This is a genomic window from Dietzia sp. NPDC055343 (genome assembly GCF_053645265.1).
Genome location: NZ_JBSHMJ010000004.1, coordinates 112,585 through 138,000, shown reverse-complemented (window position 1 = coordinate 138,000; position 25,416 = coordinate 112,585). Strand labels below are relative to the sequence as shown.

Sequence of the window (25,416 nt, the reverse complement as noted above, 5' to 3'; positions counted from 1 at the left end):
CTCACGCGTCAGCTGCGGTGTCGCCCGCTGACGCGGACAGCACACCGTCGTCGTCGATCCGGGCGGCCGGGTCGAGGAGCACCGCTGCCTCGCGTTCCTTGACCTCGTCGGCCGAGCCCTCGCCGAGCCGACGCGCCTCCGGGCGGGCGTAGAGCGGGTCACCGCCGTAGAGGGCGTCCACGAGGCGGCGGGCGCCGGAGCGCTCGCGCTCGATACCGGCCACGCGGATCCGCTCGGCCTCCTCGGTGCCGTAAGCGGCGGCCACGGCCCGGTGGAAGGCCTCCGGGTGCGTCACCGCGATGAGGCCGGAGACGTGCCCGAAGCCCAGCGACGTGAGCAGACCGGCCTTCAGTGCCATGTCGCCGCCCAGCTGCAGGGTCTCGCGCAGCCACACCAGGTGCGGGTGCTTGTCCAGCACGTCGTCGACGCAGTCCAGCGCGCGGTTGGGCGGGATGGTGCCCGACCGCAGCATCTGGGTGAGCCCGATGAGCTGGAACGCGGCGGCGCCGCCCTTGGCGTGCCCGGTGAGGGTCTTCTGCGAGACCACGAACAGCGGGTTCCCGGCCGACCGGCCGATCGACGCCGCGAGCCGCTCGTGCAGGTCCGACTCATTGGGGTCATTCGCCTTGGTCGAGGTGTCGTGCTTGCTCACCACGGCCAGGTCGTCGGCGGTCAGACCCAGCTGTGCCAGGCCGCGGGCCAGCGGCGAGCGCTTACCGCCACGGCCGGCGCCCAGGGCGCCGAGGCCGGGCGCCGGGATGGAGGTGTGCGCGCCGTCGGCGTACGAGCCGGCCCACGCGACCACGCCCAGCACCGGCAGGCCCATGCGGGCCGCGACGTCGCCGCGGGCCAGCAGGATGGTGCCGCCGCCGGCCGACTCGACGAACCCGCCGCGCCGCCGGTCGTTGGCCCGGCTGTAGTGGCGCTCGTCGATCCCCTTGGCCGCCATGGCCGCGGAATCGGCGGTGGCGGACATGTCGGCGAAGCCCTGGATGCCCTCGATGGACAGGTCGTCGAATCCGCCGGCCACCACGAAGTCGGACTTGCCCGCGCGGATCTTGTCGAAGCCCTCCTCGACGGACACCGCGGTGGTGGCACAGGCCGCGACCGGGTGGACCATCGGGCCGTAGCCGCCGACGTAGGACTGCATGACGTGCGCGGCCACCACATTGGGCAGCGCCTCCTGCAGCGTGTCGTTGGCGCGGCTGCGGCCGAGGATGCCGTCGATGTACAGCGAGCGCATGCTGGTCATGCCGCCCATGCCGGTGCCCTGCGTGTTGGCGACGTCGGCCGGGTGGACGTGCGCCAGCAGCTCGGCCGGGGTGAAGCCCGACGAGATGAAGGCGTCCACGGTGGCCACCAGGTTCCAGGCCGCCACCCGGTCGATGCCGGAGACCATGTCGGCCGGGATGCCCCAGGTCGTGGGGTCGAAGCCGGTCGGGATCTGGCCGCCGACAACGCGGGTCAGCATGGTCCGGCGTGGCACGCGGATCTCGGTCCCGGCCTTGCGGGTGACCGTCCATTCGCCGCCCTCACCACGGGTGACGACCGTGTTCTCCGGGTCGTCCTCCTGGTAGGCACGGGCCTGGGCCTCGTCGTCCACCACGAAGGACAGGTCCTCCGGGAGGAACACCGAGGTCAGCTGCGGGGCCGCATTGTCGAACATCTCGGCGCGGGCGTCGTCGGCGTAGCGGCGCACGCCGACACGGCCCAGTACCTCGTCTCCGAAGCGCTCGGCGATCTCGGCCTCGGCGATCGGGTCACCGGACTCGGTGACGGTCCAGCCGGCGCGCGGCGAGTCCTCCCAGGTGATGAGCCCGGTCGACCAGGCCAGCTCGACGATGCCCGCGGCGGTGAGCTCGCCGGTGGTCTCCACCTCGAAGCGGGTGCGGGCGCTGCCGTAGGGGCCGACCTCGCCGGCGCCCACGATCACGACCATGTCCTCGAGTTGCTGGGTGACCTCGCCCCACTCGGGGCGCTCGTCGGCGGCCACCGTGGGCAGCGACGGCAGCGCGGCGATCGTGCCCGTGGCCTCGTCGGCCACGGCCTCGGTCGACGTCCCCGGCCGGTCCGCGGCGAGCGCGGACATGTCGAGGTCTGCGGTGCCGAGTCCGCCGGTGAGGTCGACGGTGACGGGGGCGTTGTCGGCGGCCTCGCGGAACTCGGGGGTGCACCAGCGCAGCAGCTCACCGGCGATCCCGGTGGTGGACCAGGTGGACACGCCGGCGGCCTCGACGGCCTCGACGAGCGGGTCGTTGTGGCCCATGAGGCCGGTGCCGCGGACCCAGCCGATGATCGCGTGGACGAAGGTCACGCGCTCGGACCAGGACTTCTCGGAGGACCACTTGGCGATCATGGCATCCAGCGCTGCCTTGGCCTCGCCGTAGGCACCGTCACCGCCGAAGATGCCGCGGTTGGGCGATCCTGGCAGGACCACGTGCAGGCGGGAGTCGACGTCCGTGTCGGCGCCGATCGCGCCGAGGCCGGCGACGAGCTTCTCCACGCCCCACAGCAGGACACGCATCTCGGTCTCGGCGCGCGGGCCCGCATCGGCCATCGAGCCCTGGACGCGAGGTGCCGCGAACGGGAACAGCATGGTCGGGGTGAGCGGCGCCTTGAGCACGGTGGTCTGGCCACCGGCCGACTCGGAGTGCTCGGAGCCGACCCACTCGACCAGCGCATCCACGTCCGAGTAGGACGTGAGGTTGGCGGGCAGGACCCACAGTGCTGCCGCGCCGCGGGCGTGGGTGCGGTAGAGGTCCTTGAAGAAGGCCAGCTTGGTCTGGTCCAGGTTGGAGGTGGTGGCCACCACGGTGGCCCCGCCCGCGAGGAGGCGTCCGGTGACCGCCGCGGCGATGGAACCCTTGCCGGCGCCGGTGACGACGGCGACGTCGCCGGCGTACTCCCCGACGAATTCCTCGACCGCGGTCTCGGAGATCTCCCGGTAGGCGGACGCGAGAGCGTCGCGTCGGGCGTCGACCGCCCGGGCCGCCCACCAGCGGGCCTGCTCGGCGACGATCTCGCCGGCGCCGAGGAAGGCCTCCGCGGCATCGGCCGGTACGTCGGTGCGGGTCCAGAGGCGGGCCAGGTCCTCGCGGGCCGATGCCCAGCGGTCGTCGAGCAGCAGCGCGCGGCCCGAGTCGAAGACCGGGGCGACCACGCGGCGCCAGTCGGTGCCGAGTTCGGCGGCGACCAGGTCGGCCAGTTCGGAGTCCGGGTCGGCCTCGGCGAGCAGGTCGACGGCCTCGGGCTCGAGGTGCCCGAGCCTGGTGAGCAGGCCGCGGGCGGCCTGCGCCAAGACGCCGTCGGCGCCGGTGATCTCGTCGGCGAACTCGGTCAGCGCCGCGGAGTCCACGACGCCACCGCCACCGGAGGCGGACGCCGGCATGGCCACGGCGATGCCGTTCGCGGCACCGACGGCCTGGACAGCCGCGTCGATGAGGGCGTCCAGCCCTGCCACGTCCTTGACGCCGGAGGCGTCGAGGCTGGCGAGGTCGCCGCCACGGATCGAGGCACCGTCACGGGTGCCCAGGGCGATCTGGGCGGTGACGTGCTGCGCCCAGCCGGCGCCGAGCTCCCACGGGCCGGTCACTCGCTCGGCGATGTACGCCGGGCGCTTGCCGGTGCGACCGAGCACGGCACGGAGTCCCTCGCCGACCGCGTCCGACAGGACGGGGCCGAAGGGGGCGTAGCCGCGGGCCAGGCGCGAGACCTGGTCGGACAGCGTCGGGAAATCGGCCTCGGCGGCGCCGTCGATGGCGCCCAGACTCAGCTCGGTGCCCAGATCCAGCAGCAGCTGGTTGCGGCGCGAGGAGACGCCGTCGCACAGGGTCTCGATGGAGTCGCCGGGGGCGATCTGCTCGGGACGGACCTTCGTACGCAGCGCCACCAGCATGCGGGTGGCCGCGGGGGCGCCGAATTCGAGGTCGTCCGGGCGGGGCGCACCGGGGGCGGCTGCGGCCGGGGCCGCGCTGCTGTCACCGGGTGCGGCGGATCGGTCCGCACCGGCCGTGCCGGGGGTGTTGACGGCCGGTGCGGGGTCTGTGGGGGCCGCCTGGTCGGCGGCCGGGATGGACGACTCAGTGGCGGCGGACGCGTCTGCGGCGCTCACCGTGTCGAAGTCGTCGTCGCTGTCCTCCACGCTGGGCGGCAGGGTGCCGTACAGCGTCGCCGAGTCGCGCTCGACGTTGAGCACCCGGGCGCGGGGGCCGCGGTGGGTGGGGAGATCGAGGGTCTTGGAGGCCAGGTTCGCCACGGTCGGGGCATTGGACACGCCCACCTCGACGAACTGCTCGATGCCGAGCCCGCCACGCTCCACGGGGGTGAAGAGCAGCTCCTGGGTCTCGATCCAGCGGACCGGGCTTGCGAACTGCCAGGCCAGCAACTCGACCAGCAGCAGGCGGCCGAGGCGGGTCGGGGTGGCCGACCAGGCATCCCAGTTCGCGAGCACCTCGGACAGGGATTCCGCCGGCACGAGGTCGGCGATCTCCTGGACGAAGGAGCGGTCGAGGCTGAACAGGCGCGGGACCAGGTTCGGGATGTAGCGGCCCACGAGCACCGAGATGTCGATGTCGTGCGGGATCAGCGCGTCGAGGGTGGCCCGGAAGTCCGGGACGCCGCCGCGCAGGACGGTGGAGTGGAACGGCACGTCGATGCCGGGGACCAGGATGAAGGCGTTCTTGCCGCCTGAGGTCTCCAGCTCGCGGTTGACGGCGTTCTCCAGCGCCTCGCAGCCCGCGACGGTGCCGGCCAAGGCGTACTGCGAGCCCGCGAGGTTGTAGTTGACGATCTCGATGAACTCACCGGCCTGCGCGGCGACGTCAGCGACCCACTGCTGGATCTCGTCGTCGGAGATCCCCATCTGGGACGGACGGATCGCGGCCATGCGGTAGTCCGAACGGCCCTGCTCGTCGCGCGGGACCAGCTGATGCATGGTCGAGCCACGCTGGAACACGATCTCCAGCAGCGGCTCGAGCTCGAGCACGCCGGAGATGGCGGCCAGGGCGTCGTACTCGCCGATCGAGTGGCCGGCGAAGTAGGCATCGTCGATGAACAGCCCGTCGGCCTCGAGCTCGGCACGCTGTGCCACCGCGAGGCACGCCATGGCGACCTGGGTGAACTGCGTCAGGTAGAGGACGCCGTCCGGATGACGGTGCACCTCGCCGCGGACGGTGACCTCGGTCGGGTTCTCGCGCACGATCGCCAGGATCGAGAAGCCGAGCGCGGCACGGGTGTGCTTGTCGGCGCGGTCCCAGATCTCGCGGGCACGCGGGCAGCGGTTGCGGCCCTCCATGCCCATGCCCTTGGCCTGGATGCCCTGGCCGGGGAAGGCGTACACGGTGCGCGGCGCCTCGGTCAGCGCGGTCGCGGCCATGACGGTCGCGCCGTCGACGGTGCAGGTGACCTCGAGGACCTGGCCGCCGGCATGGCGCCCGGTCTGCACGGCGCGCACGCGGATGCGGTCACCCGGGCGGACCGGGGCGAGCATGCGGGCGGTCCAGCCGGCGATGCGCAGGGCGGGATCACGGCCGTCGGAGGACTGCACCGCGTGCTGCGCGGCGGCGGACAGCCACATGCCGTGGACGATCACGCCGCCCAGCCCGGCCAGCTCGGCCGCGGTGTCGGAGACGTGGATCGGGTTGTGGTCGCCCGAGACCAGCGCGAACGCGGTCATGTCGTGCGGGGCGGTGAGGGAGGTCGACACGCGCAGCTGGCGGCTGGTCTCCGCCGGCTCCACGACTCCCCCGGACGTGCTGACCAGAGCACCACCGGCCGGGCGGGGGTCGCCCACCTCGGCGCGGCCGGTGCGGCCGCGGATGGCGAACCGCTCGGACAGGGTGCACAGCGGGACGCGGGTCCCGTCGGGGGACTCGGTGGCGACCTCGACGGTCACCTCGACGACGCGGCCCAGGTCGGTGTCACGAACCCCGCCGGAGCGGGCGACGACGACGAGCTCGGCCCCGGTCTGCGGAAGCGGGGCGTGCATGCGGACACCGTGGTCGAGGTGCACGAGGTCGAGCAGTCCCTCGACGACGGTGCCCTGACCGCTCGGGCGACGGGTCTCGCCGAGCACGGCGAACACGGTGGGCCAGGCGGCGCCGACGAGTGCGTCTGGGACGCCGGCGGACGCCACCAGCGTCGTGGGCAGGCTGCCGGCGGTGACTCCGGTGTGGTCGGAGGCCAGGGTCGGCTCGAAGAGGAAGCGGGCCGTGGCGACGCCGTCCTTCACCTCGGGCAGCTCGGCGATCTCGACGCCACCCGCTCCCCCGCGGCCGACGCCGGCGGCGGTGGCGAGCAGGGTGCGCATGGCGGCCTCGGCGGCCTCGTCGGTGACGACCGGAGCGGCGCCGGTGGCGACGGAGGCGTCGACGGTGATCTCGATGGTCATCTCGGCTGCGCCGATGGGCAGCGTGAGGTCCACGGTGCGGCCGTCGGCGGCCGGGGTGAGCGCGGCACCGGAGACGGGGTGGCGGCCGACGCCCTCGGCGTCGATCTCCCATGCGTGCAGCACGCCCAGGCGGTGGACGGGGTTGACGACGAGGCGTCCGGCCCAGGTCACGTCCGGGCTGTTGAGCACGTCGGCGACGGGTCCGCTGGCGGCGGTGACCGTGCCGCGGCGACGGCTGGAGACGGCCTCGGCGGTCGGCAGGTAACCGCGGACGCGCTCAGCGGTGACGGCCTCGAAGCGGTCGAGCAGGTCGCCCACCGGCTCGTCGACGCGGGTGATGCCCGCGACCGAGGTGGTGCCGGGGATGACGCACACGGCGTCGGCGTCGTAGCGGGCGTCGTGGGCCTGCCACAGCGAGTCCGAGCGCCACCAGCGGCGCACGTCGGCGTCGATCACGGGGACGAACGGGACGGGCTTGCCGGGCATGCGACAGATGTCGAGGAACTCGGCGGCGTCGGCCGGGTGCAGCACCGCGTCACCGAGTTCGGTGTAGCGGGCCGCGAGTGCGTCGATCACGTCGGCGGGACGCTCCATGGACTCCACGCGCGGGAAGGCGGAGACGATCGCGCCGCTGTCGACCTCGTCGAGCCGGGCCTCGGTGCGCTGCACCATGCGGTGGAAGCGGTCGCGGATGGTGGGGTCGAGCCACACCGAGCGGGTGCCGTCGGCCACGTCTCCGGCGAAATCGCCGCCCAGGTCGAACCCGTTGCCGTCGCGCGAGACACAGCCATCGGCGGAGGCACCGGGGGCGAGCGAGAGCTCGACGAAGCGGCGCAGCCACTGCTCGTAGGTCATGGAGTCGAGGTCGCCGAAGTACGGCTTGGCGGTGCCATCGACCGCGGCGATGATCTCGGCGCTACGCGCCGCCACGGCCTCGGCGTCGCCGGCGACCTCATCGAGCAGGCGGCCGGTGCGGGCCGCGGTGTTGTCGATCTCGTGGATGTCCGCGCCGAGCTGGCTGCGGCCGGAGGCCATGCCGCCCTCGGCCTGACCGGCTCCGACCCAGGCGTCCACGCCGACGGTGTCCACCAGGAGCTGCTTGACCTGGGGGCTGGTGGTGGCCTCGAGGGTCGCCATGGCGGCGGTCCCGACGAGGATGCCGTCGACCGGCATGGCCGGGTAGCCGTGGGCGTTGGCCCACGAGCCGGTGAGGTAGTCGGCGGCCCGCTCGGGGGTGCCGATGCCGCCGCCCACGCACAGGACGACGTTGGGGCGCTCACGCAGCATCGCGTAGGAGTCCAGCAGGAGGTCGTCGAGGTCCTCCCACGAGTGGTGGCCGCCGGCGCGGCCGCCCTCGACCTGCACGATCACCGGCATGTGCGGCACCTCGGCGGCGATCCGCACGACCTGGCGGATCTGGGCGACCGTGCCCGGCTTGAAGCTGACGTGACGCAGTCCGGCCTCGGTCAACTCCTCGATGAGGGCGACCGACTCGTCGAGCTCGGGGATGCCGGCGGTGACGATCACGCCGTCGAAGGGGATGCCCGCCGCGCGGGCCTTCTGGACGAGGCGCTTTCCGCCGACCTGCATCTTCCACAGGTACGGGTCGAGGAACAGCGAGTTGAACTGGGCGCTGCGGCCGGGCTCGAGCAGCTCCGCCATGCGCTGAGTGTTCTCGGCGAAGATCGACTCGGAGACCTGTCCGCCGCCGGCGAGCTCGGCCCAGTGGCCGGCGTTGGCGGCGGCCGCGACGATCTCCGGGTCGACGGTGGTCGGGGTCATGCCGGCCAGCAGGATCGGCGAGCAGCCGGTGAGGCGGGTGAACGAGGTCTCGACGTGGATGCTGCCGTCGGGAAGCGTGATCAGCTGCGGCTGGAACGCGGTCCACGGGCGCTCGATCTCCGGGGTGGCGCCCGGGGTGAACAGGTTTCGCAGACCGCCTCGGGTGGCGGCGGCGACCACGCCGACGCCCTGGCCGCGGACGATCGAGCGGTTGAGGCGGGTCAGCGCCTCGCCGGGGCCCATGTCGAGGACCCATTCGGCGCCGGCGTGCAGCGTCTCGGCCAGATCCTCGACCCAGTCGACGGGCTCGGTGAAGATCTGACGTGCCAGCTCGGTGGCGCGGTCCACGTCGAGTCCGCAGCGGGCGGCCCAGCGGGAGACGACGTCGACGGCCGGGGCCATCGCGGGGTGGTGGAATCCCACCTCGACGTCGAGCGGATCGAAGACCGGGGCGAACACCTCGCCGCCGGTGAGCTTGGCCTCGCGACGACGACGGGACCCGGCCTCGAGGTCGGCGCAGTGACGGCGCAGGTCCTCGAGGTCGTCCGGGCGGCCGACCACGACGTGGCGGCGCTGGGCGTTACGGATGGAGACGCGGGGACGGATCGAGGCGTCGACCTCGGAGAACAGCTCGTCGACGAGAGTGCGCAGCTTGTCGCCGTCGATGCCGGACACGCCCGTCATCGGGCTGGCCTCGCCCTTGCGGAACAGGCCGACGCGGCGACCCACCAGGGTCGCGGCGGCACCGATGAGTTCGGCGACGGCCAACAGCCGGTCGTCGACGGACCCGAAGGTCTCCACCGACTCGACCGCGAGGATGCCCTGCGAGTGACCCACCGCGGCCGCGGGCGGGGTGTCGTTGGTGTCGAAGCCCTCGGCGGCGAGCGCGCGCAGGGCACCGATCTGGGTGAGCAGGACCGCCGGCAGCGAGACCGCCGCGGAGGAGAGAGAGGCGTCGTCGGGCAGGCTGCCGTGGTCCTCGTCCTCGCCGGTGGTGGTGTTGGCCCACTCGATGGGCCGGAAGCCGTGGGTGCGCACGACGGCGATCTCGTCGTGGACGGGTTCGGTCAGCGCGACGGAGGCGTCGACGAGCTCCTGCAGGTCCGGGCCGATGCCGGTGCCGTCGATGAGGTCGCTGAGTGCGTCACGCCACGCGATCCCCTGCCCGCCGAAGGCGAGAGCATAGGCCGTGCCGTCACGCAGCTCGTCCGCAAGAGCGCGGGAGGCACCGCGGGCCGCGAGTCCGGTCTCGATCGGTCGGGGGGTGAGGTCGCGGTCATCGATCGTCACGTGGGGAACTCCTTGGCACTCTCGTCAGTGGCAACGCCGTGTCACGGTGTCCCGGAACGGCGCAGCGCACAGATTGCCACAGAAAGTTGAGGCGCCCCTCAGATTGACAGCCTCCACCCGACCATTTGACGGGTCCGAACCCCCCTCGGAGCGGTGACGCTCACCACAGTGGGACGTGACGCTTGCCTCATATTCACAGGTGAGGGCTCCCTCAGGTTTCCGCTCACCGCCGTTACCGAATCGTTACGTCTCGCTCAGGCGTGCACCCCACCCTCACGGCGTGTTGCCAAGGGCGACGCGTCACGTTGAATCGACGTCAGGCGCCGCAGCGCAGTGCTTCCATCGTCGCCGCGTCGAGCCCCTCCGCGGGGCAGAGATCGGCCGAATGACGCTCGGGGCCGGACGACCATTCGACGTGCGCGGTTCGGACGCCCTCTCCGAACGAGATCGTGACGAGCCCGCCGATCCCCGGACGGACACCGGGCGCGAGCGCGCCCTCCCCGACGGTCTCGATCCCGACGATCTCCGCGACGGTCGCCTCTCCCGGCGCCGGGATGAGACGCAGGGAGATCCGGTCACCGTCGAACGCGCCGACCCACCTCGCGAACATGCCCGAGCCGTCAGGCAGAAGCTCGAGAGTCGAGCCGTGCGCGAACCACGAACCGGTCTCCCGGACCACTTCCGCCGGCGGCGGGACAACGTCGATCCCCGACTGCGCGGAGACCTCGATCGGCACTCCGGGAAGAGCCGGGCCCGGTGCGGCGACAGCCGCAGCGCCGGCCGTGGTCACGACGAACGCCGCGGCGAGAACCGCGCGTCTTGCCGTCTGTCCACCACGAGGAGGCCTCATGGGCCTACTCTAATCCCACCAGTCACGTGGCCTCGATACCCGACTTGCGTCGAAATGGTCACCAATCAGCAACTACCGGACTAGAAGTAGGGGATCTACGGCACCGAAATGCCGCCACCCCCGCCGAGGAGGAACTCATGTCCACACCCGCCACCACAGGCGGTACGAGAAAACGGGAGGCGTTCTCCGGGCGCTCCGTGTTCGTGTTCGCCGCGATCGGCTCGGCCGTCGGCCTGGGCAACATCTGGCGATTTCCCTTTGTCGCGTACGACAACGGGGGCGGCGCCTTTCTCATCCCGTATCTGGTCGCCCTGCTGTCCGCGGGCATCCCGCTACTGTTCTTCGACTACGCGATCGGACACCGCTTCCGCGGCTCCGCGCCGTTGAGTTTCCGTCGAATGAACAGGTTCGCCGAGCCAGTCGGCTGGATCCAGGTCCTCGTCGCTCTCGTGATCGCCATCTACTACGGCGTGATCCTCGCGTGGGCGGCCTGCTACGCCTGGTTCTCCGTCGACATGCGCTGGGGTGAAACCTACGAAGAGACATCCTCGTTCTTCGCCGAGGAGTTCCTGCAGGCGGGATCCGGATTCGGCCTGGACTTCGTCCCGCTGATCACGATCGTGCTGGTCGTGGTCTGGGTCGTCACACTGGGAATCCTCATCGCCGGCGTCCAGAAGGGCATCGGCCGGACCGCGTTGTTCTTCATCCCGCTTCTGGTGGTCCTGTTCGTCGCCCTGGTGATCCGCTCGCTGTTCCTCGAGGGCGCCCTGGACGGCCTCAACACCTTCTTCACGCCCAACTGGGGAGTGCTGTCCGACCCGGGGGTGTGGATCGCCGCGTACGGCCAGATCTTCTTCTCGCTCTCGGTCGGCTTCGGCATCATGATCACCTACTCCTCGTACGTCAAGCGCAAGTCCAACCTCACCAGCTCCGGCCTCGTGGTGGGCTTCTCCAACTCGGCGTTCGAGGTCCTGGCCGGCATCGGCGTGTTCGCCACCCTCGGCTTCCTGGTCTCGTCTGCCGCTGGGGCCGGCTGGGACGACGTCAGCGGCGGGCCGGGGCTGGCATTCATCGCCTTCCCCGCACTCGTCTCCCAGATGCCGGGCGGCCCGATCTGGGGCGTCGTCTTCTTCATCTGCCTCATTCTGGCCGGACTGACCTCGATGATCTCGATCGTCGAAGTGGTGATCTCGTCGTTCCAGGACAAGGTGGGCGTCTCACGCACCACCGCCGTCCTCGCCGTGGGCGTCCCCATGGCCGTCATCTCGGTCCTGCTCATGCCCACCGAGACCGGCCTGCAGAACCTCGACATCATGGACAAGTTCGCCAACAGCATCGGGATCGTCGGCATCGCGCTGATCGCCCTGATCGTGGTGATGTTCGCCCTGCGCCTGGGTCCGACGCTGCGCGACCACCTGAACTCGGTGTCCTCGTTCAAGGTCGGCCCGATCTGGATCATCTGCATGGCGGTCATCACCCCGATCGTCCTGGCCTACGCGCTCTTCGGCGAGATCCGGAGCCTCATCTCCGAGCCGTACGAGGGGTACGACGCCGCCGTTCTGGGGGTCTGGGGTTGGGGCATGATCGCCGCGATCCTCGTGCTGTCGGTCGTCCTGTCGCTGCTGCCCTGGCGCGGGGCACGTCATCTCGACGGCCCGCCGGCGACCGACGACGACCCCAGCGACTTCAGCTACCAGGACGAACTCGACCCGGGTGTCGCCGCTTCGGCCGACACCTCAGCGGGCACCGCCAACGGCGGCGCCACCCGCGTCACGCCCCCGACCGACCGCCCGAAGGAGGATTGAGCCATGGACACCACGGCGATCATCATGATGGTGCTGTTCCTGCTCGTGATCTGGGGAGGTCTCGCGCTCAGTATCTGGCACTTCGTCACGCACCCGGACGTGATCGACGAGCCCCGCGCGGTGACCTCGCGCGACGCCTGACGCGACCCACGACCACAGCGGACCCGGCCCCGACACCCCGCCGCCAGGGGTGCCGGGGTCGCGTCGTCTCGCGGAGCCGTCTCCGCCCGGGTCCGCTGACCGTGGCCGGACGGCAGTCGGGGCGATTCGTCCGTCACTCCCCGGCGCGAGAATATGATCCACCTCATACCACCGTTCGCTGAACGTGCCACGAGTAGCACCTCTGGTGCAGTGAGGAGGGCCGACGATGAGCTCGACGACCGCCCCCGACGACACGACCACAGAGCGCACCCCCGGGGAGGGCACGGGTCCGGCGAACGGACGACGTCGTCGTCGGATGGAGGCGGCGATCGCCACCGTCTCGGCCGTCCTCATGGGCGTCGCCATCGCATCTCCGGCCGCTGCCGACCCGACCGAGGGCCCGCTACCGGTGCCGTTCTCGATCCAGGCCGGCGTCCTCGCGGCGCTCGACCCGCTCACACCGCCGCCAGGCGCGAACAACTGGGACTGCACCCCCACCCCGGAGCGGCCGCGCCCCGTGATCCTGGTCAACCCCACCTTCACCACCCAGGCCCTGGCGTGGCAGGCCGGTGCTCCCCTGCTGAGCAACGCCGGGTACTGCGTGTTCACGTTCAACCACGGCAACGTCACCCCGGATCCGCGATTCCCCGCGCAGGCGGTCGGCGACATCCCGGAGGCCGCACACACACTCGCAGACATGGTCGACCGCGTGCTGGCCGCGACGGGCGCCCACGAGGTCGACCTCGTGGGCCATTCCCAGGGCGGCGGCCTCCTGCCCGACTACTACCTGACACAGCTCGGCGGGGCGGAGAAGGTCCACACCAAGGTCGGCATCTCGCCGTCGACGGGCACCACGCTCAGCACGCTCGTGTGGCTGCGCTCTCTGATCCCGGTGATCGGGCCGCACGTGTACGGCAGCATCGAGGACACCACGCCCGGTCTGACCCAGCAGGTGTACGACTCGGAGATCGCACGGCAGGTCTACCCGGAGGGGGCCGCCGGGGTGCCGGGCGTCGAGATGTACTCCGTGATCAGTGAATACGACGAGGTCGTGACCCCGTTCGTCCGGCAGTACTACGCCGGGCCGGGCGTCACCAACATCCTCCTCCAGGACGAATGCGAGGCCGACCACTCGGAGCACGTCTCGACACTCTACAGCGAGCGCGCGCTGCGGTACTCCCTCAACGCTCTGGAACCCGGTGAGACGGCGCCGGTCGAGTGCTTCCCGGTCGCGCCGTTCGCGCCCTGGGTGACCTAGACCCAGGGGCGCAGTGTGGTGCGCCCGGGGAGACTTGAACTCCCACATCCGTAGATACTGGAACCTAAATCCAGCGCGTCTGCCAATTCCGCCACGGGCGCGTGATACCCGGGGGTACCGCGAGGTGAGTTTAGCCTGCGGTCGGCGGTACCGTGGAGTCGTGTCCGTCAACCCGACTCCCCGCGCGGCCGGAGGCGATTCCGCTTCCGGAGATTCGGCCCCGCCGAAAATCCGGCACCGCCCGTCGTGGATCGCGTTCGTCGTCCTGGGTGCGATCTTCTGCCTGGGGATGGGGTTCTGGCAGCTGGCCCGTTACCAGGAGGCCACCGGGACCGTCCAGAACCTCGGCTACACGTTTATGTGGCCGTTTCTGGCCGGGTTCCTGGTCTACGCCTACTACAAGTACGTGCGTCTCGAGGCCGACGAGCAGGACCGGGCCGCTGGCGGGTACGACGCCGCGGGCGCCGGCATCGGCGCGTTCCCCTTCGATGAGGACGACGACGACAACCCCGCCGCCGGCCCCCGCACACCCGTAGCCGGTTCTCGTGCCGGATCGGGCGGGCGCGGTGGCCGTCGGGGCCCGGTCATGACGGAGATCCCGTCCGACCTGCTGCCGACGCGCCGACCCGTGGTGGACAGCGGTCCCCGCGACGAGGGCCTGGCCGCGTACAACTCGTATCTCGCCGAGCTGGCCCGTCAGGACGGCGTCGTCGATCGTTCACAGGAGAAGCCCGCTTCATGACCGCCACTACTGCCGCGACCACCGACAATCGCAAGCCGGACCCGAACGGCAAGATCTCCGGCGCACTCAAGCGCTACCGCATCCTGGCCTGGATCACCGGTGTGTGGCTGCTCGTGCTCACGGCCGAGATGATCTACAAGTACCTGATCCTGGCGAGCTCGAGCGACGCCCCGGACTGGTTCACCTACATCGGCCAGGCGCACGGCGTGTTCTACATCCTGTACCTGTTCATGACCCTCGACCTGGCGATCAAGGCCCGGTGGAAGGCCTCGCGGACCCTGGCCACGGCGCTGGCGGGCACGATCCCGTTCCTGTCGTTCTGGTTCGAGCACAAGCGCACCAAGGACGTCCGCGAGGAGTTCGCCGTCTGAGGCTCTCGCCCCGAGCGCTCACGCCGAGTAGCGCCACCCGCGCGCGCCTCCCCCGGCTCTGCTGTGATCTTCCCGCCGAGTGGTCGCAAATCCCGTCGTGTAGTCGCCTCGCCGGCTCTGCAGCCGCCTCCCCGACCAGTGGTCGTCTCCTCGGTTCTGCTGCCGCCTCCCCGTCGAGTGGTCGCAAATCCCGCCGAGTGGTCGGTAATCACGGCGACGCGGGGCCGCGTCTTGGGGATTTGTGAGGCGGTGGGACCACTCGGCGGAACCGTGTCGTCGACGTATGCCCGGGCCGGCCGGGTAGTCGACGGCGTCGCCGCCCGCATTCCACAGGCCCTCTCGGTGTCCACAGACCGAGAAGTTTCGCCAGGACAGATCTGCTGACCTCATCGGACGATGCGCGATGGTCGACGCGTGACCACATCTCCCGGCGGGCCGCGACGCTACGGCCATCTGCTCTCCGAATTCGGCGCCCATCGCGCCACCGACCGCTACCGACGTACCCATCACGGAGTATGGGAGCCACGAGAAACGCGCCAGACCCCGGTCTCCCGCCTCGCCGCGGCGACTGTCGCGGTCCCCTGCGCGGTGGCGACCGGGTGGCTGGCGGTCGCGATCCACGGCCACCCGTGGCTACCACGCGAGTACCCCGTCGAGTTGGCCGTCGGTCTCCGGCGCGTGCGACGACCGGGGATCACCGCTCGCCGCTACGACGTGCCGATCGACCGGGTCGAGACCGTTCTCGATGCAGATCGCAATCCTCTGCTGGTCGCCTCTCCCGAATGGGCGCTGTTCGATCTAGCCCGGAACCTTGACCGCGACGAGGCAGTAGTCGCGCTCGACGGTGCCTGGCGCATGGGTCCGGGGATCGATGCCCGGCTCGCGATGCCCTCGCTCCTCGACCAGTACCCGGGACTCAGGGGGCGGCGCATCGCACTCGACCGGTGCACGTTGGTCGACCCGAAGTCGCAGTCCGCCATGGAGACGCGACTGAGATTGTTCCTCGTTGATCTGGGAATCACCCACCTCATCTCGCAGTTCAAAGTTCGGGCGACTCCGTATCGCCTGGACTTCGCGGACCCGGAACGCATGATCGCGGTGGAATACGACGGCGACTACCACAACGAGCCTCGACAACATGCCAGGGACGTCGAACGCCGGAATCGTCTCGAAGCGCTGGGGTGGCGATTCATCCAGGTAACCAAGCGGCAGTTCTACTTCACCCGCCAGGAACTCGCCGGGCAACTGCTACGCGCCTTCAGTTAGGCGGACGCGCCTCGCGTGCCGCGGGGTCGCGGCGAGTGGTCGAGAATCCCGTCTGCGCCGGGCCTGGTCTTGGCGTTTTGTGAGGCGGTGCGACCACTCGGCGGACGGGCTGGCGGAGGCGGGACTGAGGACGTGTGAGTGAGTGCCGCGTGGAGGCTGGGGACGGGCGATCGCCGGGTTGAGGCCCGGGCAACGGCCGGGTCAGGCTTGTTCGGCGAGCACTCGCAGTGCCGGTGCCAGGGCACGCAGCGCGCGGCCGCGATGCGAGGCCGCATCCTTCTCGGCCGGCGTGAGTTCGGCGGCGGCGCGGTCCGATCCCTCGGGCTGGAACAGCGGGTCGTAGCCGAACCCGCCCTCCCCGCGCGGCGCGCGCAGGACCGAACCCTGCCAGCGCCCCTCCGTCACGATCTCGGCGCCGTCCGGCCCGGATGTGAAACCCGACCCGGGGACCCCGCCCGGCCAGACCAGCGCGCAGGCGGAGACGAACGCCGCTCCCCGTCGCTCATCGGGCACGTCGGTCAGCTGGCCCAGCAGCAGGGCGTTGTTCGCGGCATCGTCGCCGTGGCTGCCTGCCCAGCGCGCCGAGAGCACGCCCGGCATACCGTTGAGCGCGTCCACGGCCAGACCGGAGTCGTCGGCCAGACACGCCAGGCCCGTGGCCCGCGCGCCCGACCGCGCCTTGATGAGGGCGTTCTCGCCGAAGGTCGCGCCGTCCTCGGGTTCTTCCGCGAACTCGGGGACCTCGTCCAGGCCCACCGGCTCGATGCCGACGATCCCCTCCGCGTCCAGCACCCGCCGCAGCTCGGCGAGCTTCTTGGCGTTCCGGCTGGCGACCAGCAGGCGCACGGTCACCGTCTACTTCCGCCGCGCCGGCACGCCGGGAGGCGTGGGCAGCTCGCCCGGGTACGGCGCGGCCAGCGCCTGACGCTGCAACTCGAACAGCTTCTCGCAACCGGCCTGGGCCGAGTCGAGCATCTCGTTCAGCGTGTCGCGACCGAACGCTGCCCCCTCGGCCGTGCCCTGCACCTCGACGAGCGCGCCCGCGTCCGTACAGACCACGTTCATGTCCACCCCGGCCCGCGAGTCCTCCTCGTACGGGAGGTCGCACAGGACGCGACCGTCGACCACGCCGACGCTGACCGCGGCGATCGCCCCGGTGAGCGGATTGCCGGTGACCGCGCCCTTGGACTGCAGCCAGGTCACCGCATCCGCCAGGGCGACGTACGCGCCGGTGATGGCCGCGGTGCGGGTGCCGCCATCGGCCTGGAGCACGTCACAGTCCAGCGCGATGGTGTTCTCCCCCAGCGCCGACAGGTCGATGCAGGCACGCAACGACCGGCCCACCAGGCGGCTGATCTCGTGGGTGCGGCCGCCGACCTTGCCGCGCACCGACTCACGGCCCGAACGTTCGTGCGTGGCCGCGGGCAGCATCGCGTACTCGGCGGTGAGCCAGCCCAGTCCCGAGCCCTTGCGCCACCTCGGCACCCCCTCGGTGACGCTGGCCGTGCACATCACCCGGGTCTGCCCGAAGGTGACGAGAACCGAACCCGCCGGATGCGAGGTGAAGCCCCGCGTGATGGTCACGTCGCGCAGATCGCCGTCCGCGCGCCCGTCTGCTCTGCTGATGTTCGAAGAGGTCACGAGCGCCGATCCTAGCGGCGGACGCCCGACACCGCGTGGCGACGGCCCCTGCGCCGGTTCTCAGATCTCCAGACGAAGGTCCGGCTCGGCGAGCAGGATCTCGCCGGTGTACTCGGTCGCGGCCTCGGCACGCACGGCTTCGGGATCCGTCCACGGTGGGATGTGGGTCAGCAGGAGCCGACCGACCCCGGCGCGCGCCGCGACCCGTCCCGCCTCGATTCCCGACATATGGATGCCCGGCGGGTGCCCCTCCTCGTGCGTCCAGGACGCCTCGCAGAGCAGGACATCGGCGCCGGCCGCGAGCTCGACCACCGACTCGCCATAAGCCGTGTCACCGCTGTAGACCAGCACGCGACCGTCGGCCGAGGTCAGGCGTAGTCCGTACGACTCCGGCGGATGATCCACCCGACCGGCCCGCACGGAGAGGGCCACCTCGCCGTCGTCGTCCTTGAACTCCAGCTCGGGCGTGACATCCCACGTCGACACCTCGAACGTGTCCGACAGGTCGTCGACCGCACCGGGTTCCTCCGCCGATGCCACGCCGATCCGATAGGCCGTCCCCGACGGCCCGACCAGCGGCACCCTGCCGGCCGTGGCCGAGTGCGGCCCGTACCGGCGCAGCACCAACAGGCTCGGCACGTCCAGGCAGTGATCGGCGTGGAGATGCGACAGAAGGATCGCGGCGTCCTCGGGGACGGCGTGGCGCTGCAGCGCGCCCAACACCCCCGGCCCCATGTCGATCACCACGGGGGCCACGCCCTCGACCTCCACGAGGTACCCGGACGCCGGCGAGGTGGGTCCGCCGATACTTCCCGAGCACCCGAGGACTGTCAGAAACATGGGCACCATCGTGCCACGCCGGGCCGCGTGTCGTGCCGACTGCGCCCCTACCCGCGACGCGTGTCCCACACGGCTCAACCCACCGCCGTCCGCCCGACCGCCACCAGCCCGGGACCGATGAAGCGCGACGCCACTCTGCGGAAGGCATCCGGATCGCCGGTGACGAGGAACTCCCGCGTCGCCGGATGCTCCTGATCGTGCGGTCGTAACAGGTCCTCGGCGGTGAGCACCCGGAGCACGTCCTTGGCCGTCTCCTCCGCGCTCGAGACCAGAGTGACGTTGTCCCCCACCGCCAGCTGAACCACGCCCGACAGCAGCGGGTAATGGGTGCAGCCCAGCACCAGGGTGTCGACGTCCGAGTCGCGGATCGGGGCGAGGTAGGCCTCGGCCAGGCCGAGAACCTGGCGGCCGCTGGTGACGCCGCGCTCCACGAACTCCACGAACTTGGGGCACGCCACCGACGTGAGTTCGATGCCGGCCGCGGCGGCGACAGCGTCGTCGTAGGCCCGGGAGGCGACCGTGGCCCGCGTGGCGATCACGCCGATCTTCCCCGACCGCGTGGTGGCCACCGCGCGGCGGGCCGCCGGCTGGATGACCTCCACCACGGGCACCGGGTAGCGCTCGCGGGCATCACGCAGCATGGCCGCCGACGCCGTGTTGCAGGCGATCACCAACGCCTTGACGCCCCGCTCGACGAGTTGGTCGGCGATCGCCAGCGCGTGCGCGCGGACCTCCGCGATCGGCAACGGCCCGTACGGCCCGTGAGCGGTGTCGCCGACGTAGACCACCGACTCGTCGGGCAGCTGGTCCATGATCGCGCGCGCCACGGTCAATCCGCCCGCCCCCGAGTCGAAGACCCCGATCGGCGCATTCCGGTCCGGCGGCGTGCCCGGCGTGCCGCGGCCGCGGGAGGTCACCGAGGCGCCCAGTCTCCGGCCCGTCACCCGCGCTGCCCGGCGGGGAGGTGCTTCGACCCGCGGTCCCGCTTGAGCCCGTACGCCGACACCAGGCCGCCGATCGCGCCGCCGAGGTGGCCCTGCCACGACACGCCTTCGAGCATCGGTGACAGACCGGCGAGGGTCTCGACGCCGTAGAAGATCCCGATGACCACCCCGATCACCAGGTGCAGGAACCTGCGGGTGAAGAAGCCGCGGAGGATCACGTACGCCACGTAGCCGAACACGATTCCGGACGCGCCGATGTGGACGGTGCCGACGCCACCGAGCAGCCAGGACACCACGCCCGAGGCGACCCAGGAGATGAGCGTGACGCTGATGAGCGGACGGACGCCGGACATCGCGATGATCGAGCCGAGGATCAGGAGGGCTACCGAGTTGCCGATCAGGTGCGCCCAGTCACCGTGCAACAGGGGCTGGAAGAGGATCCCCAGGAGGCCGTCGGTCGACAGGGGTTCCACGCCGTGGGCGTCCAGGACCTGCCGGTTGCCGGTTACCGCGATGAGGACCTGGTCGGCCGCCTCGACCACCCACATCAGGGCGACGAAACAGAACAACAGGATGAGCGCCGGCCCGCGCCGGGGGCCCTGCCTGGCGGGCGCCGGGTCGCCGACGCCGGGCGTCATCGGGGCTCGGGGGTCGTGGTACACGGTGTTCTCCTCATTCCCCGGTCAGGGCGGTGCACAGGGAGTCCTGCATGAACGTCAGCCAGTGGTAGACGTCCAGCTGCGCCGAGCGCGGATCGTCCTCCGGCACGAACTCCGGGATATCGGTCGCGGGGGTGCCATCCGCGTCGCCGGCCTCGAGCAGCACCGCGCCCAACCCCAGGCGAACGTCGTTGAGACAGCCCATCCAGGCCTGCGCCTGGTCCATGGTCAGCGAGACGGTTCCGCCGCGGGCCGGCAGCGAGCGCAGAAGCACCGCCGCCGACGCGAGCTTGGCGTCGATGATCTCCGGCTCGTGGATCATCCGCATGCCCGAGTTGTGGGCGCGCGCCACGGCCCCGGCGTCCGACCCCGACCCGGACGGTCCCTGCGGCCCGTCCGCTTTCTCGGGTCGGTGGAAGTCCGGCAGCAGTCTCGCGAGCGGCGCCTGGTCCGGCAGTGCGGAATGCCCACTGCGCATACCCGTGAGCTCGGCCAGCTCGTCCCGCGGCGCCGAGTCGCGGCGCTGCTCGAGCATGTCCACGACGTTGGAGACCAGCGCGTGCAGGATCTGCACCTCGTGGCTCTCCATCACCGACTTGATACGGGGGCCGCCCAGGGAGGACTTTCGCTGCCAGGCCTTCACGGACTCACGCCTCCCGCTGCATGGTGGCCCACAGCCCGGCCTCTTGCAGTTTCCGCACGTCGTTCTCCACCTTGTCCCGACCCCCGGAGGACACGACCGCCCGGCCGTCGTTGTGCACCTTGAGCATCAGGTCGTGCGCGTGCTCGCGGGTGTAACCGAACACCCGCTGGAAGACGAACGTCACGTAGCTCATGAGGTTGACCGGATCGTCCCAGACCACGGTGAGCCAGGGATTGTCGATCCCGCCGTCGAGCTCCGTATCCGTGGACTCCACGGGCACCGCCGAAGGCATCGCCATGTGCGGGACGGTGCTCCGGACGGCCGCGAGCGGTGTCGTCACTGGGTGCATGCATCCCAGGATACGGATTCCCGCCCCCGCGGCCACGACGTAGAGTCGGCCGCGTGACCTCGACGACATCGCCCGCCTCCGAACCCCGGTCGGGGCGGCCCTCCACCGCGCTGCTGACGGACAAGTACGAGCTCACCATGATCAGCGCGGCACTGGCCGACGGCACAGCCGACCGGCCCTGCGTCTTCGAGGTGTTCGCCCGCCGCCTGCCCGCGGGCCGCCGGTACGGCGTCGTCGGCGGCACCGGCCGTCTGCTCGACCGGCTCGCCGACTTCCGGTTCACCGAGGAGGAGGTCGCGGTGGTCGCGGACTCCCTCGACGAGCGGACCATCCGATGGCTCCGGGACTTCCGGTTCAGCGGCGACATCGACGGCTACCGGGAAGGCGAGCTCTACTTTCCCGGCTCCCCCGTGCTCAGTGTCCGCGGCGGCTTCGCCGAGTGTGTGGTGCTCGAGACCCTGGTGTTGTCCGTGTTCAACCACGACAGCGCGATCACGGCCGCGGCCGCCCGGATGAGTTCCGCCGCACGCGGCCGCCGCATCATCGAGATGGGCTCACGCCGCACCCACGAGGAGGCGGCCGTGGCCGCGGCCCGCGCCTCCTACCTCGCCGGTTTCCACTCCACCTCCAATGTCGAAGCCACCCGGCGCCACGGTGTCCCCTCCGCCGGCACCTCGGCGCACGCGTTCACGCTGCTCCACACCGGGCCCGACGGCCCCGACGAGGCGGCCGCCTTCCGCTCGCAGGTCGCCACCCTCGGGGTGGGGACGACGCTGCTGGTCGACACCTACGACATCACTTCCGGCGTGGCCACCGCGGTCGAGGTGGCAGGCCCCGAACTCGGGGGCGTGCGGATCGACTCCGGCGACCTCGGCGTGCTCGCCAGGCAGGTGCGGGACCAGCTGGACGCCCTCGGGGCGCAGCGCACGAAGATCGTCGTCTCCGGGGACCTGGACGAGTACGCGATCGCCGCGCTCCGCGCCGAGCCCGTCGACGTCTACGGCGTCGGCACGCGCCTGGTGACCGGCTCCGGCGCCTCGACGGCGGGCATGGTCTACAAGCTGGTGGAGGTCGACGGCATCCCGGTGGCCAAACGCTCCACCCACAAGGAGACGCTGCCCGGTGCCAAGCGCGCGGTCCGGTACCACCGGGCCTCGGGTACCGCGGTCGAGGAAGTGCTTTTCCCGGCGTCCGGCAGTGCGCCCGACGAGCCCGGTCTCGAGCAGCGCGAGCTGATGATCCCCATGCTCCGCGACGGCGAGCCCGTGCCGGATCTGCCCTCACTCGAGCAGTCCCGCGACCACCACGCGGCCGTGATGGTGAGCCTGCCGTGGGAGGGACTCGCGCTCAGTGCCGGGGATCCGGCCATCCCCGTTCGTACCGTCGCGCCGCACGGCACCCCCTCGTAGAACGCTGGTCGCCCGTCCCCCGAGGGCAGGACCGACGACGACCGCGTCCGCGCCCACCGGCCGCTGACCTCGTGTCGGATCGGGCGGCTAGGGTTACCGCGTGACCGACTCGCTTCCCTCCGTCTCCGAGCTCCTCGACACCGCTGTCGAGGGTCTCGGCGGAAGTCGACGCGACGGCCAGCTGATGATGGCCGAGGCGGTGGGAAACGCGTTGTCGACCGGCGAGCATCTCGCCGTGCAGGCCGGCACCGGCACGGGTAAGTCGCTGGCGTATCTCGTACCCTCGCTGCGGCACTCCGTGGAGACGGGCGGCACCGTCGTCGTCTCCACCGCCACGATCGCCCTGCAGAACCAGCTCGTGGACCGGGACCTACCGCGCCTGGCCGCCGCACTACGTCCGTCGCTCGGCGTGGCGCCCTCCCACGCGATCCTCAAGGGCCGCGGCAACTACCTGTGCCTCCACCGCGTGAGCACCGGGCCGGTCGACGAGGCCGACCCGGAGGAGATCGAGACGGAGGAGCTGTTCGATCTCCCTCTCGGCGGCGAGTCCACGGCCGCACGCACCCCGCGGCAGGCCTCGCCCCGCGACACCGGCCCGTCCTCGTGGCTCGGGCGGGAGATCGCGCGGCTGCACGACTGGGCGCAGGAGACCGACACCGGCGACCGGGACGATCTGCCCCGCGGCGTATCGGACGCGGCGTGGCGCCAGGTCTCGGTGACGAGCCGCGAATGCCTGGGGCAGCTGTGCCCCGAGTTCTCCGAGTGCTTCGCCGAGCAGGCCCGGCAGGAGGCCGGACGCGCGGACGTGGTGGTGACCAACCACGCGCTGTTGGCGATCGACGCCATGACCGACGTGTCGGTGCTCCCGGAGCATGACGCCGTGGTGATCGACGAGGCCCACGAACTGTCGGATCGGGTCACCGGTGTCTCCACCGCGGAACTCACCGGCGCCGCCGTCATCCAGGCCGCACGCCGGGCCGCCAAGCTCGTCGACCAGCAGACCGCGGACCGTATGGTCGCCGCCGGCGAGGGCCTGGCCGGGCTACTCGAGATCTGCCCCGAGGGGCGCTGGGACATCCTTCCCGAGGGGGCGGACCTGGCGCTGGCCGCCGTCCGCCACACCGCGGAGAACTGCCGCAGCGCGGTGCCCGGCCCCAAGCCCGGGGAGGCGGCCGGCGACCCGCAGGGGGCCTCGGACCGACAGAAGACGTTGGCGGCACTCGACGAGATCGCCGAGGCCGCCGACCGCATGCTCGGGTCCTACGACAAGCCCGTGGCCGAACGCCTGGAGATCGTCTGGATGAGCCAGGAGGACCGACGCGGACGCATCCTGCGGGTCGCGCCGCTGACCGTGGCGGGACTCCTGCGTACCCGCCTGTTCGCCGAGTCCACGGTGATCCTCACCTCCGCCACCCTCACGACGGGTGGGAAGTTCGACGGGCTGGCCGCCAGCTGGGGTCTGCCGCCCGCCTCCGCCGCGCGCCCGGACCCGGCGACGGCCGTCTCCCTCGAGCCGCCGTCCGACGAGGACGCCGCCGCACTGCGCTGGTCGGGCATGGACGCCGGATCGCCGTTCGACTACCGCCGCAACGGCATCCTCTACGTGGCCGCGCACCTGCCCGCCCCCGGCCGCGACGGGACCTCGTCCGACGCGGAGGACGAACTCGTGGATCTCGTCGCCGCCGCCGGTGGGCGCACACTGGGACTGTTCTCGTCGATGCGGGCGGCCAAGGCCGCCGCCGAGCTCCTGCGCGAACGGTTGGACACCCCGGTCCTGTGCCAGGGCGAGGACTCGACGGCCAATCTCGTCGCTCAGTTCGCGGAGGACGAGGAGACCACGCTGGTCGGGACGCTCTCGCTCTGGCAGGGGGTCGACGTCCCCGGCAAGACACTGTCGCTCGTCGTCATCGACCGGATCCCGTTCCCCCGCCCGGACGACCCGCTGCTGTCGGCGCGGCAGCGCTCGGTGGCGGCCCGCGGTGGCAATGGCTTCCTCGCCGTCGCCGGTAACCACGCCGCCCTCCTGCTCGCGCAGGGCGTCGGGCGCCTCCTCCGTCGTACCGAGGACCGGGGCGTCGTGGCCGTACTCGACTCCAGGCTGGTCACCGCCCGCTACGGTGGCTACCTCCGCGCCTCACTGCCCCCGTTCTGGCAGACCACCAACCGCGACGTGGTGCTCGGCGCCCTGGAGCGACTTCGCGACTCCTGAGCCGTCGGAGGCGGCGCCGACCGGGCATCAGCGCCGCGCAGGGCCCGGTCTCACCGCGGCAGGATGACCGGCACCCTGGTGTCCGGATCGGGAATCACCCGGCACCGCAGGCCGAACACCTCTCCCACCAGTTCCTCGGTCAGGAGCTCGGCCGGAGGCCCGGTCGCCACCACCCGCCCGTCCTTCATCACGATCAGATGCGTCGCGAACCTGGCGGCGTTCCCCAGCTCGTGCAACACCGCCACGATCGTCCGGCCCCGCGCGCGAAGATCGTCGAGCAGGCGCAGCGTCTCCACCTGATGCGCGATGTCCAGGAAGGTCGTCGGCTCGTCCAACAACAGGCAGGGCGCATCCTGTGCCAGTGCCAGCGCGATCCACACGCGCTGGCGCTGCCCGCCCGACAGGGTGCCGACGAGTCGGTCCGCCAGTTCGTCCACGTGGGTCAGCTCCATGGCGGTGGTGACCGCTTCCTCGTCGCGGGCGCTCCACTGGGCGAACAGGGTCTGGTGCGGATAGCGACCTCGCCGCACCAGCTCGGCCACCCGGATCCCGTCCGGGATCGGCGAGTCCTGGGGGAGCAGGCTCAAACGGCGCGCGACGTCGGCCGTACGCACGCGGGCGAGGTCCTCACCGCCGAGGAAAACCTGACCTGACGACGGGGTGAGAAGTCTCGTGAACACCCTGACCAGGGTGGACTTTCCGCATCCGTTGGGTCCGATGATCGCGGTGAACTCGCCGGCCGGCACGCTCGCCGAGACCTCGGACAGCACGTTTTCGCCCCGCCGGTACGCCACGGATACCCCGCGCGCCTCCAGTGCCGATTCCACAC

Annotated in this window: 18 protein-coding genes and 1 tRNA gene; 8 read left to right on the top strand and 11 right to left on the bottom strand. The window is 71.3% G+C overall.

The features are described 5' to 3' along the window. Window position 1: 1 nt before the first annotated feature. Window positions 2-9,460, bottom strand: a complete 9,459-nt coding sequence (locus ACWIE7_RS03415) for a fatty acid synthase subunit beta domain-containing protein (protein WP_454068588.1) — start codon at window positions 9,458-9,460, stop codon at window positions 2-4. Window positions 9,461-9,776: 316 nt separating this feature from the next. Continuing rightward, the gene (locus tag ACWIE7_RS03410) at window positions 9,777-10,310 is read right to left on the bottom strand and encodes a hypothetical protein (RefSeq protein WP_452099302.1); all 534 of its coding nucleotides are present in this window, start codon (window positions 10,308-10,310) and stop codon (window positions 9,777-9,779) included. A 137-nt stretch (window positions 10,311-10,447) separates the two neighbouring features. On the opposite strand from ACWIE7_RS03410, the gene ACWIE7_RS03405 reads away from it, so the two are divergent. The 3 genes from ACWIE7_RS03405 to ACWIE7_RS03395 all read left to right on the top strand — a co-directional run bounded on the left by ACWIE7_RS03405 (window position 10,448) and on the right by ACWIE7_RS03395 (window position 13,514). Next, window positions 10,448-12,115 (top strand): sodium-dependent transporter, encoded by a 1,668-nt coding sequence (locus tag ACWIE7_RS03405; protein WP_454068587.1) that lies wholly within the window; start codon window positions 10,448-10,450, stop codon window positions 12,113-12,115. 3 nt (window positions 12,116-12,118) lie between these two features. Further along, complete coding sequence (locus ACWIE7_RS03400) at window positions 12,119-12,256, top strand: methionine/alanine import family NSS transporter small subunit (RefSeq protein WP_452099300.1); 138 nt, start codon at window positions 12,119-12,121, stop codon at window positions 12,254-12,256. A 226-nt stretch (window positions 12,257-12,482) separates the two neighbouring features. Next, window positions 12,483-13,514, top strand: coding sequence for an esterase/lipase family protein (locus ACWIE7_RS03395; RefSeq protein WP_454068586.1), 1,032 nt, complete (start codon window positions 12,483-12,485; stop codon window positions 13,512-13,514). Window positions 13,515-13,530: 16 nt separating this feature from the next. Here the strand turns inward: ACWIE7_RS03395 and ACWIE7_RS03390 are convergent. Continuing rightward, window positions 13,531-13,615 (bottom strand) — tRNA-Leu (locus ACWIE7_RS03390). 59 nt (window positions 13,616-13,674) lie between these two features. Between ACWIE7_RS03390 and ACWIE7_RS03385 the strand changes: the two genes are divergently transcribed. The 3 genes from ACWIE7_RS03385 to ACWIE7_RS03375 all read left to right on the top strand — a co-directional run bounded on the left by ACWIE7_RS03385 (window position 13,675) and on the right by ACWIE7_RS03375 (window position 15,893). Beyond that, window positions 13,675-14,256: a hypothetical protein gene (locus ACWIE7_RS03385; RefSeq protein WP_454068585.1), complete on the top strand. Its 582-nt coding sequence runs from the start codon at window positions 13,675-13,677 to the stop codon at window positions 14,254-14,256. Next, window positions 14,253-14,627: a DUF3817 domain-containing protein gene (locus tag ACWIE7_RS03380; RefSeq protein ID WP_454068584.1), complete on the top strand. Its 375-nt coding sequence runs from the start codon at window positions 14,253-14,255 to the stop codon at window positions 14,625-14,627. Before ACWIE7_RS03385 ends, ACWIE7_RS03380 begins: the two co-directional genes overlap by 4 nt. A 414-nt stretch (window positions 14,628-15,041) precedes the next feature. Then, window positions 15,042-15,893: an endonuclease domain-containing protein gene (locus tag ACWIE7_RS03375; RefSeq protein ID WP_454068583.1), complete on the top strand. Its 852-nt coding sequence runs from the start codon at window positions 15,042-15,044 to the stop codon at window positions 15,891-15,893. Window positions 15,894-16,094: 201 nt separating this feature from the next. Here ACWIE7_RS03375 and ACWIE7_RS03370 read toward each other — a convergent pair whose 3' ends face one another. The 7 genes from ACWIE7_RS03370 to clpS all read right to left on the bottom strand — a co-directional run bounded on the left by ACWIE7_RS03370 (window position 16,095) and on the right by clpS (window position 20,969). Continuing rightward, window positions 16,095-16,745, bottom strand: a complete 651-nt coding sequence (locus ACWIE7_RS03370) for a non-canonical purine NTP pyrophosphatase (protein ID WP_454058223.1) — start codon at window positions 16,743-16,745, stop codon at window positions 16,095-16,097. 3 nt (window positions 16,746-16,748) lie between these two features. Next, window positions 16,749-17,534 (bottom strand): ribonuclease PH, encoded by a 786-nt coding sequence (rph, locus tag ACWIE7_RS03365; RefSeq protein ID WP_452099295.1) that lies wholly within the window; start codon window positions 17,532-17,534, stop codon window positions 16,749-16,751. A gap of 60 nt (window positions 17,535-17,594) precedes the next feature. Further along, complete coding sequence (locus ACWIE7_RS03360) at window positions 17,595-18,374, bottom strand: MBL fold metallo-hydrolase (RefSeq protein WP_454068582.1); 780 nt, start codon at window positions 18,372-18,374, stop codon at window positions 17,595-17,597. A 74-nt stretch (window positions 18,375-18,448) separates the two neighbouring features. After that, window positions 18,449-19,291 carry a glutamate racemase gene (gene murI, locus ACWIE7_RS03355; protein ID WP_454058225.1) on the bottom strand — a complete coding sequence of 281 codons (843 nt, stop codon included), beginning with the start codon at window positions 19,289-19,291 and terminating at the stop codon, window positions 18,449-18,451. A gap of 23 nt (window positions 19,292-19,314) precedes the next feature. Beyond that, entirely contained in the window at window positions 19,315-19,980 is a 666-nt protein-coding gene (locus ACWIE7_RS03350; RefSeq protein WP_454058226.1) for a rhomboid family intramembrane serine protease, read from the bottom strand. Window positions 19,981-19,990: 10 nt separating this feature from the next. Further along, window positions 19,991-20,620 carry a DUF2017 domain-containing protein gene (locus ACWIE7_RS03345; RefSeq protein WP_452099291.1) on the bottom strand — a complete coding sequence of 210 codons (630 nt, stop codon included), beginning with the start codon at window positions 20,618-20,620 and terminating at the stop codon, window positions 19,991-19,993. A 4-nt stretch (window positions 20,621-20,624) separates the two neighbouring features. Next, complete coding sequence (gene clpS, locus ACWIE7_RS03340) at window positions 20,625-20,969, bottom strand: ATP-dependent Clp protease adapter ClpS (protein ID WP_452099290.1); 345 nt, start codon at window positions 20,967-20,969, stop codon at window positions 20,625-20,627. A gap of 53 nt (window positions 20,970-21,022) precedes the next feature. Here clpS and ACWIE7_RS03335 point away from each other — a divergent pair, with 53 nt between their 5' ends. Further along, complete coding sequence (locus ACWIE7_RS03335) at window positions 21,023-22,378, top strand: nicotinate phosphoribosyltransferase (protein ID WP_452099288.1); 1,356 nt, start codon at window positions 21,023-21,025, stop codon at window positions 22,376-22,378. A 100-nt stretch (window positions 22,379-22,478) separates the two neighbouring features. Then, window positions 22,479-24,587 carry an ATP-dependent DNA helicase gene (locus tag ACWIE7_RS03330; protein WP_452099287.1) on the top strand — a complete coding sequence of 703 codons (2,109 nt, stop codon included), beginning with the start codon at window positions 22,479-22,481 and terminating at the stop codon, window positions 24,585-24,587. 50 nt (window positions 24,588-24,637) lie between these two features. On the opposite strand, the gene ACWIE7_RS03325 is transcribed toward ACWIE7_RS03330, so the two are convergent. After that, on the bottom strand, window positions 24,638-25,414 hold the full coding sequence (locus tag ACWIE7_RS03325) for an ABC transporter ATP-binding protein (protein ID WP_454068581.1): 777 nt from the start codon (window positions 25,412-25,414) through the stop codon (window positions 24,638-24,640). Between the last annotated feature and the right edge of the window lie 2 nt (window positions 25,415-25,416).

Excerpts from the sequence above, each read along its gene's own strand:
- ACWIE7_RS03410 (WP_452099302.1), bottom strand. The coding sequence starts at position 10,310 with ATGAGGCCTCCTCGTGGTGGACAGACGGCAAGACGCGCGGTTCTCGCC.
- ACWIE7_RS03405 (WP_454068587.1), top strand. The coding sequence starts at position 10,448 with ATGTCCACACCCGCCACCACAGGCGGTACGAGAAAACGGGAGGCGTTC.
- ACWIE7_RS03400 (WP_452099300.1), top strand. The coding sequence starts at position 12,119 with ATGGACACCACGGCGATCATCATGATGGTGCTGTTCCTGCTCGTGATC.
- ACWIE7_RS03395 (WP_454068586.1), top strand. The coding sequence starts at position 12,483 with ATGAGCTCGACGACCGCCCCCGACGACACGACCACAGAGCGCACCCCC.
- ACWIE7_RS03380 (WP_454068584.1), top strand. The coding sequence starts at position 14,253 with ATGACCGCCACTACTGCCGCGACCACCGACAATCGCAAGCCGGACCCG.
- ACWIE7_RS03360 (WP_454068582.1), bottom strand. The coding sequence starts at position 18,374 with ATGTTTCTGACAGTCCTCGGGTGCTCGGGAAGTATCGGCGGACCCACC.
- clpS (WP_452099290.1), bottom strand. The coding sequence starts at position 20,969 with ATGCACCCAGTGACGACACCGCTCGCGGCCGTCCGGAGCACCGTCCCG.